Raw genomic sequence first — 11,819 nt, forward strand, 5'->3', positions numbered from 1 at the left:
TTTTTTTAAAAACCCACATCCCAACCAAAAAAGGGGGGGGGCCGGGCCCCGCCGCTCTTGTCTGGAATTCCAGTTCGGCCGTTAGAGCGGTTATCGTTTCACGGAACGCCGAACCGCTCTATCTCTTTGTTTTGACGCAATTCCCAAGGGAAAGCGCTACACGCTTTTCCCGGGAAAACCGTTTCACACTTTTCCTGGAATTGCTCTAGTTGTTGCCGAAGAGGTTGCGATCGGCGCCCTGGGGCGCGGACTTGGGCACATCGCCAGACGAATTCAGCAGCTTGTAGATCGGCGAGTTGCTGTCCCGCACCGAATACGTCTGCGTCTTGTCGACGTTGACGGTCGTCTGCTTGTTGATGTCGGTCCCGCCAACATTGTCGTTGCGGGCATAGGCACTGCCGGCGGCAATCAAGAGAGCGGCGGCAGTAAGAACAATCTTTTTCATTTGGGTACTCCTGGATTTTCGAAATCAAGCGGCGGGCATGCCGCCGCCTTGATGGTGGGATCGGCTGTTAGCTGTTGCCGAAGAGGTTACGGTCGGCGCCCTGGACAACCGGCTGCTTTTCAGCCTGGTCCGACGTCTTGACGGAAGCCGTGTAGGAGCTGTCGACCGAGACAGCAGGCGGGTTGGCTCCGTTGGAACCAAAGTTGTCGCTGCCGGCGAAGGCGCTGCCGGTGATGGCCAAAACGGCGGCGGCAGCAAGAACGATCTTTTTCATCTTAATACTCCTGAATTTTTCAGATCCCGGACGGCGGATATGCCCGCCGCCCTGATGCTGGGATCGGCTGTTAGTTGTTGCCGAAGAGGTTACGGTCGGCGCCCTGGACAGGCTGCTGGTCAGCATGAGCCGGCTTCTGAATGGAAGCCGTATACGAGCTGTCGACCGAAGCGGCAGGCTGGTTCGCACCCTTGGAACCAAAGTTGTCGCTGCCAGCGAAGGCGCTGCCGGTGATGGCCAAAACGGCGACGGCGGCAAGAGCGATCTTTTTCATTTTAGTACTCCAGTATCTCAGTTTTTCCGTCCGTCCAGCGGCGTGCCTTGGGAGGAATTCGCGTCGTTCGGACAGCCCCGATGTGGGAAAGCCAATGGCCAGTTTCCAATCACGAAGTTTTTTGGTGTGGACCAAGAATCTACACCTTGAAATTGTGCCAGAGATTCCCTTCGCCACAATTTTATTGCTAAATATCAAGTAGATAGCCCATAGTATCGGTCTGGCTGCAAGGTGACTTGGGGAGGCAGCGTTCACAGCGTCCTGCACGCATTGTCAACAGAAACGAACCGTTCGGTTCGATTTTTTAAACCGATAAAAGTCGCGGCCGAGGTTCTTTGTCGAATCGTTAACCATTTCGGCCAAACGCGGCCTCACCGTTCTGCCGGTTTTCGGCCCGCTTATGCCGGCCGGCGAAGGCAGCAACCGCGCAAGAACCAGGTCAGACCCCGTAGCGTTCGGTGCGGATGAGAGCCGCGGGAACGCCGGCATCGATCAGCGCCTCGGCGGCGGCCGTCACGAACGCGTTCGAGCCGCAGACAAAGGCGAGCTTCGGCGGCGCCGGCAGCCTGGTCATGGCTTGCACCATCATCGCGGCGTCGACCCGCCGCGCATAATCCGACGATCGGCGGGCCGGCTCGCGCGTCAGCGTCAGCACCAGGTCGAAGCCATCCCGGCGCTCGGCGAGGTCGATCAGCTCGTCGCGAAAGATCACCTCGTCCCAGACCCGCGCCGAAAACACCAAGGCGGCGGCGACCAGCGATCCCCGCATCGCCCGGTGACGGAGCATCGACATCAGCGGCACCACGCCCGACCCACCGCCGACGAGCAGGAGCGGTCCGCCATCGCCGTCGGACCAGACGAAATGGCCGCCGAGCGGCCCGCGCAATTCGACCTCGTCGCCCACCGCCGCGATCTCGTGAAAGAACGGCGAGACCTCGCCGTCCTCGAGTTTTTCAATCGCCAGCTCGATGGTCTCGCCGGTCTCCGGCGCCGAGGCGATGGAGTAGGAGCGGCGCGCCTGATAGCCGTCCGGCGCCGTCAATCTGACATCGACATGCTGTCCGGCCCGGTAAGCGAAGGGCCGCGACGGCTGCAGGAAAAAGCTGGTGACGCGCGGCGTACGCTTTTGGATGCGGGTGATGGTGACCGTCTGCCAGGGCGACTGCGCCGCCGGTGCGTCGCTCATGGATCGTTCGTGTAGCGCTGCTCGCGCCACGGATCGCCATAGATGTGATAGCCTCGCAACTCCCAGAAACCCGGCTCGTCACGCTCTGTGAACTGCAGCCCGTTCAGCCATTTGGCCGATTTCCAGAAATAGAGATGCGGAACGAGCAGCCGGGCCGGGCCGCCATGGTCGGGAGTGATCGGCTTGCCCTCGTAAAGCAGTGCCACCATCGCCTTGCCGCCGGTGAGATCCTTCGTCGGCACGTTGGTGGAATAGCCGTCGAAACCCAGCGCCAGCGTGAAGGCGGTGGGCGGCTCGATGCCGGCGTCGGCAAGAATGTCGTCGACGAGCACGCCCTGCCACGCCGTGTCGAACTTGGTCCATGCGGTGACGCAATGGATGTCGCGCGTCATCTTGGTCAAGGGCAGCGCGTTGAACTCGGCCCAGTTCCACTTCTTGATCGGCCGCGGCCCGTGCTTAAGCGTGAACGACCAATCCTCGGTGCGCACATGCGGCGTCGGGCCGGCCGACAGGACCGGGAAACCTTGCTCGAGATATTGCCCCGGCGGGATACGTGCATCCGTATCCGTCGGCGGCTTTCGTCCGGAAGAGAAGCCTCGGGTAACCATCTAGAATATCCGTTTGCGCAAGGTCCAATCGAGCTTTGTCAGTTTTCTCGAAGACGCGAGCGCGGGCAACAGAAATCTTGGCTCCGGCCTGGCGGCAATGCTCTACATTGATCTTGGCAGCGCGGCGCCCGCTTCAGCCGCTGGCGAAGGGGACGGCCACGAACATCTGGGCGTCGCCACGCTCGACAAGCAGCAGCACCGATTTCTTGCCGGATTTGGCAGCCTGCACAATCGCCTGATTTGCCTGTCTGGCGCTCCTCACCGGGGTCTGGTCGACGCCGACGATGATGTCGCCGGGCTGGATGCCGGAAGCCGACGCCGCCTTGTTCGGGTCGACGCGCTCGACCAGTGCGCCGTGCTGGTTTTCCGGCAGGTTCATTGCCTGGCGCACATCCGGAGTGACGTCCATCAGGCCGAGACCGAGCGCCGGTGCGCGAAGGCCCTGCCCCGTCGACGGCTGACCTGAATCGCCGGTCACCGATCCCGTCGCCGTGTCGTCTTCGTTGCGCCCGATCTCGACGGAGATCTGCAGGCTTTTCCCCTTGCGCCAGACATTGAGGGCTTCCCTCGTGCCAGGCGCAACGTCAGCGACGGCGCGCGACAGATCCCTCGGATCCTTTATGTCCTGGCCGGCGAAGCTGGTAATGACATCGCCGGTCTCGATGCCGGCCTTGGCGGCCGGCGATCCGTCGCTGACCTGCGCGACCAGCACGCCGGTAGGGTGATCGAGGCCGATGGCGCTCGCCACATCAGGCGTCACCGGCTGAATCTGGACGCCGAGATAGCCGTACTGGATGGAGCCGCCCTTCATCAGCTTGGCGACGACCTTTTGCGCCTGGTCCGAGGGGATGGCGAAGCCGACGCCGACGCTGCCGCCATTCGGCGAAAAGATCGCGGTGTTGATGCCGACGACATCGCCGTACACATCCGTCAGCGGGCCGCCGGAATTGCCCCGGTTGATCGGTGCGTCGATCTGGATGAAGTCGTCAAACGGGCCGCTGTGCAGATCGCGGCCGCGCGCCGAGACAATGCCGGCGGTGACCGTGGTGCCAAGGCCGAAAGGATTGCCGAAGGCGAGCACCTGGTCGCCCGGCATGAGCTTGTCCGAATCGCCCCATTTGACGGTCGGCAAGGGCTTGCCGGCGTTGACCTTGAGCACGGCAAGGTCGTTCTTCGTGTCATGGCCGATCAATTTGGCGGGAAGCTCGGTGCCGTCGTCGAGCATCACCTTGACCGACTGGGCGCCGTCGACGACGTGATTGTTGGTGACGATCATGCCGTCGGCACCGACGATGAAGCCTGAGCCGAGGGCCTCGGTGCGCGGCGCCTGTTCCGGCGGTGTCTTGGGGGCGGGCAGTCCCTGGTCACCGAAGAAACGGCGGAAATAATCGTCGAAAGGCGCGTTTCCGCCGAAGGGAGAGGCGTCGCTCGTGGTGTCCGGCTGTTGTACTTTCATGACCGTCGTGATGGTCACCACTGCCGGTTTATCGGCCGCCACGACCGGAGCGAACGAGCCGCTGGGCGCCGTCATGCCGGTGACAGGTGGGGTCACTGTTGCCGCCAGGACATCATTCAGCCTGGGAGCGAAGGACAGGGCGAAGGGGCTGACGATCAGCGCGGCGCCCAGCAAAGCGGCGACGCGATGTCTGCGAAGGGTGTGGATTGGTGACATGGCCGTTGTCCGGGCGAGAGATTGATCGGGCGCCGCAGCGTTCCGTCACCGGAACGCTCTATCGGCGTGTCGGCCTTGCCTGTCTCGCCTGGCACGGCGGCCGACCGGATCGACAGCCCCGCATCTAGGGCGCCGATCGTGGTTTCCAGATAATATTACGAAGATTTAATTTCCGGCTGGCAGCCGCCTTGCCGGGCTGGCGCCGAAACCCGAAAACAAAAACCCGCCTTGCGGCGGGTCGTTGGGGCGAATCAGCACCATACCCAAATTACTAGCATAGCTGCCGGCACAAAGCAAGAACAAAATAGCTGCGCAAGACAAATCGCTTCAGATTTGCGCCGCCTCAGCCGAGGCCTCCTATTCGCCTTTCCGGTCGGTCCGGCTGAGATAGGTGGTGGCGATCTCGCGCATCCGCCTGCCGTCGAAGCTCGGTCCATGGCCGCCATGGCCGATCCGGATCGGCAGCTCGACCAGGCGCTGCATCGTGCGGCGATAGGCGGCACGATCCGAATCCGGCAGGTCGTCGATCAGCATGGCGTCGTAGATGGCGTCGCCGGCGAAGAACAGGCCGTCTGCCTCGTCGAACAGCGCGATCGAATCCGGAGAGTGGCCGGGCAGATGCAGGACGCGGAATTGGCGGTCACCGAGGTCGATCATGTCGCCCTCGTCCAGGGTCCGGGCCAGCGGCGCCGGCGGAATCCTGTAATCGGCGGCTCTCCAGCCCGGCGCCGGCAGCTTGGAAACAGCGCCTTCCAGGTCATGGAACATGCAGGCGTAGGTCACCGCTTCATCCATGCTGTCGAACTGTGCGGCGCTGTGGCGCGGCCCTGCCCGCAACGGAAACTCGTGCAGCGAGCCGACATGATCGAGATGGATATGCGTGGCGACGGCGAGCAGCGGCTTGCCGGCCGGCGTGTCGATCTGCGGCGCCAGCGGGCAGATCCCCATGCCGGTGTCGACCAGCAGGTCGACATCGCGGCCGCGCAAATGCCAGATGTTGGCACGCACGGAATCATGCACGAAGGGCTCGGTCAGCATCGTCGTCTTGGCGTTGACGATGGTTTTGCTGAACCAGCTGTCCATCAGATCAAGGCCGGCATCAGACGAACGGCTTGCCGACCTTGTACTTTTGCGGGACCAGCCGCTTCAGATAGGCCATCCCCGCATCGGACAGCCGGTTGACATCCGGCAGCATGAAATCATCCGGCATATGGCGCGTCTTGCCGGCGACGTTCTTCAGCGGCACCTTCTTCAGCACGGTTTTCTTGCCGTCATATTGCAGCGCCACCGAACCGCCGCCCTCGTCGGCCACCGTGACCGCGAAGGCACCGGCATCGAAGGCCTCCTGCGCGTCCACCGCGCTGATGGCGCCGACATAGCCGCGCGGCATATAGCCGAGCGCATCGACGCGCGCCCGCTTGCCCGGCAATCCTTCGGCGAGCGCGCGCTCCAAGGCTGCCGGCAGGTCGCTGCCCGACAGCTTGACGTTCCCATGCTGGTCGCGCTCCAGCCTTTCCGGCGGCACCAGGCTTTCGACCAGCGCTTTGCCGTCGGCGGTGCTGACGCCTTCGGAGACGGCAACGATGCAGCGCTTGTGGCGGTCGAGCGTTGCACGAACGTCGTCGATGAAACCGGCCGCCGAGAACGGCCGCTCCGGCACGTAGACGAGATGCGGGCCGCTGTCCTGATCGAGCTGCCAGGCCGCGGACGCGGCCGTCAGGAAACCGGCATGCCGCCCCATGACAATGCCGACATAGATGCCCGGCAGAGCGCGGAAATCGAGATCGACCGAAAGGAATGCTCCAGCGACGAACTCGGCCGCCGACATGAAGCCGGGCGTGTGGTCGTTCTCCTCGAGATCGTTGTCGATGGTTTTCGGCGCATGCACGAAGGCGATCTTGCCGCCGGCGGCGTCGGTGAGGATCTGCTGCGTGCCCGAGGTGTCGTTGCCGCCGATATAGATGAAGGCATCGGCGCCGGCTTTCTTCAAGCCGTTGAGGATGAGGTCGCAATAGGCGGCATCCGGCTTGTCGCGCGTCGAACCAAGCGCGGCGCTCGGTGTCGCCGCGATCAGCCGCAGGCGATCCTCGGGGATGGCGGAAAGATCGACGTAATTGCCGTCACGAATGCCGCGCACGCCGTGGATGGAACCCAGCACCTTGGCGCCGGGATGCCGCTTGCGGATTTCGAGCGCAGCACCCACCACGGTCTGGTTGATGACGGCGGTCGGGCCGCCGCCTTGCGCGATGACAAAAGTTCCGGCCATTGTTCACGTCTCCCGGGCGATGGAAATCGCAGGCACATTCGCCTGTCTTGCGGCATCGCGCAACGGCAGAGTCGATGACGAAGGGCAGCAGCAGCCGGTCAGACGACGACGACCGGATTCTTCTTGGAGACGCGGCTGTAGAGGTCGATGATGTCCTGGTTGATCAGGCGCACGCAGCCCGACGACATCGCCTGGCCGATGCTCCACCATTCGGGCGAGCCGTGGATGCGATAGCCGGTGTCGCTGCCGTTCTGATAGATGTAGAGGGCACGCGCGCCGAGCGGATTGTCGAGGCCGCCCGGCTGTCCGCTTTGCCATTTCACCAGTTCCGGCCTGCGGGCGATCATCTCGGGCGGCGGGGTCCAGACCGGCCATTCCTTGCCGTACTGGATGTTGGCGCGGCCGGACCAGCGGAATCCGTCCTTGCCGATGCCGACGCCGTAACGGATCGCCTCGCCGCCGGGCTGCACCAGATAGAGCAGCCGTTCCTGCGAGTGAACGACGATGGTGCCGGGTTGCTCGCCGGTCGGATCGACGACGATCTGGCGGCGGAACTCCGGCTTGACCTTGAGGTAGGGCACTTCCGGCACATTGAAGCCACCGTCGGTGAGCGAAGCGTACATCACGTCGGGGCTGGTGATGTTCTTGTCGACGCTGATACTCGGACGGATGGGCCGGATCGAGCCGGTGGTGACGTCGTCGAGCTGGAGCGACGGCAGATCCAGCGTCTGGCTGCAGCCGGCGACGCCGAGCAGCGCCAGCGCACCGGCGCCGGACAGCACCGTGCGACGGGAAAGCTGTATTTCGGTTTCGATTGCGTCGCCAATATGCGGCAGCGACAGACCGTGCGGCAACTCACGCATTCACCCAAACCCTACGCTGTCGGCGGGAAACACGCTCCGGCCGTATAGCATGCATTTTCGCCAATCATGGTTGAAAAACCGTGAAGGCCGGCCGCCTGGCGTTAACGAGGGGGCTTTTTCGATTTTGCCTCTTTACATCTGCGCGAGGCCAAGGATTTATCCTCTTCTTTGAGCTCAAGGAGAAGAAAATGTCCTTCGAAAACTGGGCCGCTTTTGCCGCTGCCTCGGCAGTCCTTCTGGTCATTCCAGGTCCGACCATCCTGCTGGTGGTGTCCTATGCGCTCGGCCAGGGCTGGCGCACCGCGCTGCCGATGGCAGTCGGCGTGGCGCTCGGCGACTTCACCGCGATGACATTGTCGATGCTGGGCATCGGCGCGCTGCTGGCGGCGTCCGCCACCGTATTCACCGTGCTGAAGGTGATCGGCGCCGGCTATCTGATCTATCTCGGCATCAAGCTGTTTCGCGCCGGCGGTGCGCTCCGGGCCGAACCGCGCACCGATGCGGTGTCATCGGCGAAAATGACGGCGCACGCCTGGCTGGTTACCGCGCTCAATCCGAAAAGCATCACCTTTTTTGTCGCCTTCCTGCCGCAGTTCCTCGACCGGCATGCGGATTTCTGGACACAGATGCTGATCTTCGAGACGACCTTCCTGGCGCTCGCCTTCGCCAATGCCTTCGGTTATGCGCTGATCGCCGCAAGGGCGCGCAACGTGGTGCGCAACCCAAAGGCGATCCGCATCTTCAACCGCACCGGCGGCACGCTGCTGGTCGGCGCCGGGATCGCGACAGTGGCGATGCGCTCGGGCAACTGAGGACAGACCATGGCGGTGAGCGACGCATTCGGCCTGACACTGTCTGGCGCGACGGAGGCCGGGCTCTCGTCCTACAGCCGGGCCGTTCGCGAATTGCAGTGCTTCATCGGCGATCCGGTCGGTTCCATTGACCAGGCAATCGCCGAAGATCCCGGCTTCGTCATGGCGCAGGTGTTCAAGGGTTATCTCTTTGGCCTCGCCACAGAGCGTGAGGCGACGGCGGTGGCCAAGGCATGTCACGAGGCGGCGCTGCCGCTTGCCGCGACAACACGCGAGCAGGCGCATGTCGCCGCCCTTGGCCATCTTGCGGAGGGACGCTGGCACGAGGCCGCCCGCGTGCTGGAGGATATCGCCATCGAGTTTCCGCTCGATGCGCTGGCGCTGCAGACCGGCCACCAGATCGACTTCTTCACCGGCAATGCGCGCATGCTGCGCGACCGCATCGGCCGCGCGCTGCCGTCCTGGCAGAGCGACATGCCGGGCTATCACGCCATACTCGGCATGCAGGCCTTTGGCCTGGAGGAAATGGGCGATTACGCGCGCGCCGAAAAACTTGGCCGCACGGCGGTCGATATCGAGCCGCGCGACGGCTGGGCCCAGCATGCGGTGGCCCATGTCATGGAGATGCAGAGCCGGCAGAAGGACGGCATTCTGTGGATGCGCGCCAATCCCGAAGCGTGGACGCGGGACAGCTTCCTGCAGGTGCACAATTGGTGGCATCTGGCACTGTTCCATTATGATCTCGGCGAAGTCGACGAGGTGCTGGCGCTCTATGACGGGCCGATCTATGGCGAACGCTCGATGCTGGCGCTCAACATGGTCGATGCCTCGGCGATCCTGTGGCGGCTGCATCTCGGTGGCGTCGATGTCGGCGAGCGCTGGGCGACGCTCGCCGCCAACTGGTTGCCCATGGCCAGCGCCGGCCACTATGCCTTCAACGACGCCCACGCGATGATGGCGTTTGTCGGTGCCGGCCTCGAAGCGCCGGCCCGCAACTTGCTCGAGGCGCAGCGCGAGGCGATGCGCGGCAAGGACGACAACGCCGGTTTCACCAGGGATGTCGGCCATCCCCTGACGCTCGCCATCAAGGCATTCGGCGAGGGCAATTATGCCGGGACGATACGCCTGATCCGGCCGATGCGGGCAATCGCCCATCGCTTCGGCGGCAGCCACGCACAACGCGACGTCATCGACCTGACACTGATCGAAGCGGCATTGCGTTCCGGTGATGGCGCGCTGGCGAGGGCGCTTGCGGCGGAACGCGCGCTGGCACGGCCGGACAGCCCGTTGTCGGCACTGTTTTCACGGCGTGCAAACGCTCCCGCGGCGAATTGACCACGGCCACATCTTGCCTTAAAAACTGCCCCGGCCTGATTTTTTCGAGCGTCGAAAAAATCTTCGCGTGTTGACCGGGGTGCGTTTCCGGCGGCACGATTGCCGGGATATCTTCGCCGCCCGTGTCACAGGACTGGGCAGCGAAGCAAGAAAGACCGTCGCCGCCAGGCATGACGGACATGGGAGGAAACATGTATCTCGGCCTCGATCTCGGCACGTCGGGCGTCAAGGCGCTGCTGATCGATGCAAGGCAGAGCATCGTCGGTTCCGGCCATGCGCCGCTCGACGTGTCGCGCCCGCATCCCGGCTGGTCCGAGCAGAACCCGGCCGACTGGATCCGCGCCTGCGAAGCGGCGGTCGGCGAGCTGCGGTCGATGCATGCGAAGGAACTCGCGGCTGTCAACGGCATCGGCCTTTCCGGCCATATGCATGGCGCCACTCTGCTCGATGCCGCCGACCAGGTGCTGCGCCCCTGCATTCTATGGAACGACACACGCAGCCACGCGGAGGCGGCCGCGCTCGATGCCGACCCGCGCTTTCGCAAGCTGACCGGCAACATCGTCTTTCCCGGCTTCACCGCGCCAAAGCTCGCCTGGGTCAAGAACAACGAACCGGCTGTTTTTGCCAAGATGGCAAAGGTCCTGCTGCCGAAGGACTTTTTGCGGCTCTGGCTCGCCGGCGAGCATATTTCGGAAATGTCGGATTCGGCTGGCACGTCGTGGCTCGATGTCGGCAAACGCGCCTGGTCCGCCGAACTGCTCGCCGCGACGTCGCTCGACGAAAGCCAGATGCCGTCATTGGTCGAAGGCACGGCCAGGGCCGGTGCCTTGCGCGCCGAACTGGCCGCCAAATGGGGCATGCAGCTGGGCATCCCGATCGCCGGCGGGGCCGGCGACAACGCGGCCTCGGCCTGCGGCATGGGCACGGTCGGCGCCGGGCAGGCGTTCGTCTCGCTCGGCACGTCGGGCGTGCTTTTTGCCGCCAACGCGTCGTATCTGCCCAATCCGGAAAGCGCCGTGCACACATTCTGCCACGCACTGCCCGGCACCTGGCACCAGATGGGCGTCATCCTGTCGGCAACCGATTCGCTCAACTGGCTGTCGGGGATCGCTGGAAAAAGTGCCGGCGAGTTGACCGCCGAACTCGGCGATTCGCTGCAGGCGCCGAGCGGTGTCTCTTTCCTGCCGTACCTGTCAGGCGAGCGGACGCCTCACAATGATTCCGTCATTCGGGGCGCCTTTACCGGGCTTGCCCACGAGTCCGGCCGCGCGGCGCTGACCCAGGCCGTGCTCGAAGGCGTCGCCTTCGCTTTCCGCGACAGCCTCGAAGCCCTGGCCAAAGCCGGTACGACGCTGACCCGGGTGACGGCGATCGGCGGCGGCTCGCGTTCGCGCTACTGGCTGAAGGCCATCGCCACAGCGCTTGGCCTGCCAGTCGATATCCCAGCCGACGGCGATTTCGGCGCCGCCTTCGGAGCGGCCCGGCTTGGCCTGATCGCGGCGACAGGCGCCGATCCGCGCGCCGTGTGCACGGCGCCGGCGACGGACGCCACGGTCGAGCCGGTCGCCGCACTAAGCGATGCCTATGCAGATGCCTATCAGCGCTACCGCCAGCTTTACCCGGCGATCAGGAGCGCCACGGCGTGAGCGGTTTCCCGCCCTCGCCGTGGCCTGCCGAGAAGGCCTCACTGTGCCGGCACCTTGTCGAGAAAGCCGGTGACGCTTTTCAGCCGGCCATTTTCGATGACGCCGATATCGGTGCCTTCGATGACGGAGCCGACGCCTTCCGGCCCGAGGTTCCAGGAGAAGCGGATGGTATCGGCGAAGCCGTCCGGCTTGCCTTTCAGCGAGAACCTGAAGCCGGCAAAGCGCTGCTGAACGCCTTCGATCAGCGCGGCGATGGCGTCATGGCCGTCGCCCTGCATGATCGGATCGCGGTAGCCGACGTCCTCGGTGAAAGTCGCCTCGAGCAAGGCTTTCCTGCGTGCGGCGTCGCTCTCGTTCCAGGCGGCGATGTAGTTTTCGGCAATGGTGTTGAGGTCGGTCATGGTCTGTCTCCTTCGTTGGGTGGCTTTGACATGAGCC

At 64.0% G+C, this 11,819-nt stretch carries 14 protein-coding genes; 4 read left to right on the forward strand and 10 right to left on the reverse strand.

What is annotated here, in order from left to right; translation table 11 throughout:
- Nucleotides 1–209 (forward strand): hypothetical protein (locus tag NKH67_RS16045; RefSeq protein WP_353031271.1); only part of this gene is annotated, 209 nt, incomplete at its 5' end.
- Here the strand turns inward: NKH67_RS16045 and NKH67_RS16050 are convergent.
- The 9 genes from NKH67_RS16050 to NKH67_RS16090 form a co-directional block, all read right to left on the reverse strand.
- Nucleotides 206–445, reverse strand: coding sequence for a DUF680 domain-containing protein (locus NKH67_RS16050; protein WP_352451600.1), 240 nt, complete (start codon nucleotides 443–445; stop codon nucleotides 206–208). The genes NKH67_RS16045 and NKH67_RS16050 overlap by 4 nt on opposite strands.
- Before the next feature lie 67 nt (nucleotides 446–512).
- On the reverse strand, nucleotides 513–719 hold the full coding sequence (locus NKH67_RS16055; protein WP_352682163.1) for a DUF680 domain-containing protein: 207 nt from the start codon (nucleotides 717–719) through the stop codon (nucleotides 513–515).
- Between the two features lie 70 nt (nucleotides 720–789).
- On the reverse strand, nucleotides 790–993 hold the full coding sequence (locus tag NKH67_RS16060; protein WP_292664977.1) for a DUF680 domain-containing protein: 204 nt from the start codon (nucleotides 991–993) through the stop codon (nucleotides 790–792).
- A 439-nt stretch (nucleotides 994–1,432) separates the two neighbouring features.
- Complete coding sequence (locus NKH67_RS16065) at nucleotides 1,433–2,179, reverse strand: FAD-binding oxidoreductase (protein WP_352451602.1); 747 nt, start codon at nucleotides 2,177–2,179, stop codon at nucleotides 1,433–1,435.
- Entirely contained in the window at nucleotides 2,176–2,787 is a 612-nt protein-coding gene (locus NKH67_RS16070) for a molybdopterin-dependent oxidoreductase (protein WP_023680229.1), read from the reverse strand. The genes NKH67_RS16065 and NKH67_RS16070 overlap by 4 nt, the downstream gene beginning before the upstream one ends.
- A gap of 133 nt (nucleotides 2,788–2,920) precedes the next feature.
- Complete coding sequence (locus NKH67_RS16075; RefSeq protein WP_352682165.1) at nucleotides 2,921–4,459, reverse strand: DegQ family serine endoprotease; 1,539 nt, start codon at nucleotides 4,457–4,459, stop codon at nucleotides 2,921–2,923.
- A gap of 357 nt (nucleotides 4,460–4,816) precedes the next feature.
- Nucleotides 4,817–5,542, reverse strand: coding sequence for an MBL fold metallo-hydrolase (locus tag NKH67_RS16080; protein ID WP_352682167.1), 726 nt, complete (start codon nucleotides 5,540–5,542; stop codon nucleotides 4,817–4,819).
- 16 nt (nucleotides 5,543–5,558) lie between these two features.
- A complete protein-coding gene (locus tag NKH67_RS16085; protein WP_352451606.1) occupies nucleotides 5,559–6,725 on the reverse strand; it encodes a diphosphate--fructose-6-phosphate 1-phosphotransferase in 1,167 nt (388 codons plus the stop codon).
- Nucleotides 6,726–6,823: 98 nt separating this feature from the next.
- Nucleotides 6,824–7,588 (reverse strand): L,D-transpeptidase, encoded by a 765-nt coding sequence (locus NKH67_RS16090; RefSeq protein WP_352682169.1) that lies wholly within the window; start codon nucleotides 7,586–7,588, stop codon nucleotides 6,824–6,826.
- Between the two features lie 188 nt (nucleotides 7,589–7,776).
- Between NKH67_RS16090 and NKH67_RS16095 the strand changes: the two genes are divergently transcribed.
- From NKH67_RS16095 to xylB, 3 genes are all read left to right on the forward strand, one after another.
- A complete protein-coding gene (locus tag NKH67_RS16095) occupies nucleotides 7,777–8,400 on the forward strand; it encodes a LysE family translocator (RefSeq protein ID WP_023718327.1) in 624 nt (207 codons plus the stop codon).
- Nucleotides 8,401–8,409: 9 nt separating this feature from the next.
- Nucleotides 8,410–9,735 (forward strand): tetratricopeptide repeat protein, encoded by a 1,326-nt coding sequence (locus NKH67_RS16100; RefSeq protein WP_352540014.1) that lies wholly within the window; start codon nucleotides 8,410–8,412, stop codon nucleotides 9,733–9,735.
- A 191-nt stretch (nucleotides 9,736–9,926) separates the two neighbouring features.
- A complete protein-coding gene (xylB, locus tag NKH67_RS16105; RefSeq protein ID WP_352682410.1) occupies nucleotides 9,927–11,381 on the forward strand; it encodes a xylulokinase in 1,455 nt (484 codons plus the stop codon).
- Between the two features lie 38 nt (nucleotides 11,382–11,419).
- On the opposite strand, the gene NKH67_RS16110 is transcribed toward xylB, so the two are convergent.
- Nucleotides 11,420–11,782, reverse strand: coding sequence for a nuclear transport factor 2 family protein (locus NKH67_RS16110; protein ID WP_352472535.1), 363 nt, complete (start codon nucleotides 11,780–11,782; stop codon nucleotides 11,420–11,422).
- Nucleotides 11,783–11,819 lie beyond the last annotated feature (37 nt).

Source organism: Mesorhizobium sp. M0968, from assembly GCF_040319065.1.
Taxonomy (GTDB): Bacteria; Pseudomonadota; Alphaproteobacteria; order Rhizobiales; family Rhizobiaceae; genus Mesorhizobium.

Bases quoted from the DNA above. Each gene is read 5' to 3' on its own strand.
- NKH67_RS16050 (WP_352451600.1), bottom strand. From the start codon at position 445: ATGAAAAAGATTGTTCTTACTGCCGCCGCTCTCTTGATTGCCGCCGGC.
- NKH67_RS16055 (WP_352682163.1), bottom strand. From the start codon at position 719: ATGAAAAAGATCGTTCTTGCTGCCGCCGCCGTTTTGGCCATCACCGGC.
- NKH67_RS16060 (WP_292664977.1), bottom strand. From the start codon at position 993: ATGAAAAAGATCGCTCTTGCCGCCGTCGCCGTTTTGGCCATCACCGGC.
- NKH67_RS16065 (WP_352451602.1), bottom strand. From the start codon at position 2,179: ATGAGCGACGCACCGGCGGCGCAGTCGCCCTGGCAGACGGTCACCATC.
- NKH67_RS16070 (WP_023680229.1), bottom strand. From the start codon at position 2,787: ATGGTTACCCGAGGCTTCTCTTCCGGACGAAAGCCGCCGACGGATACG.
- NKH67_RS16075 (WP_352682165.1), bottom strand. From the start codon at position 4,459: ATGTCACCAATCCACACCCTTCGCAGACATCGCGTCGCCGCTTTGCTG.
- NKH67_RS16080 (WP_352682167.1), bottom strand. From the start codon at position 5,542: ATGGACAGCTGGTTCAGCAAAACCATCGTCAACGCCAAGACGACGATG.
- NKH67_RS16085 (WP_352451606.1), bottom strand. From the start codon at position 6,725: ATGGCCGGAACTTTTGTCATCGCGCAAGGCGGCGGCCCGACCGCCGTC.
- NKH67_RS16090 (WP_352682169.1), bottom strand. From the start codon at position 7,588: ATGCGTGAGTTGCCGCACGGTCTGTCGCTGCCGCATATTGGCGACGCA.
- NKH67_RS16095 (WP_023718327.1), top strand. From the start codon at position 7,777: ATGTCCTTCGAAAACTGGGCCGCTTTTGCCGCTGCCTCGGCAGTCCTT.
- NKH67_RS16100 (WP_352540014.1), top strand. From the start codon at position 8,410: ATGGCGGTGAGCGACGCATTCGGCCTGACACTGTCTGGCGCGACGGAG.
- xylB (WP_352682410.1), top strand. From the start codon at position 9,927: ATGTATCTCGGCCTCGATCTCGGCACGTCGGGCGTCAAGGCGCTGCTG.
- NKH67_RS16110 (WP_352472535.1), bottom strand. From the start codon at position 11,782: ATGACCGACCTCAACACCATTGCCGAAAACTACATCGCCGCCTGGAAC.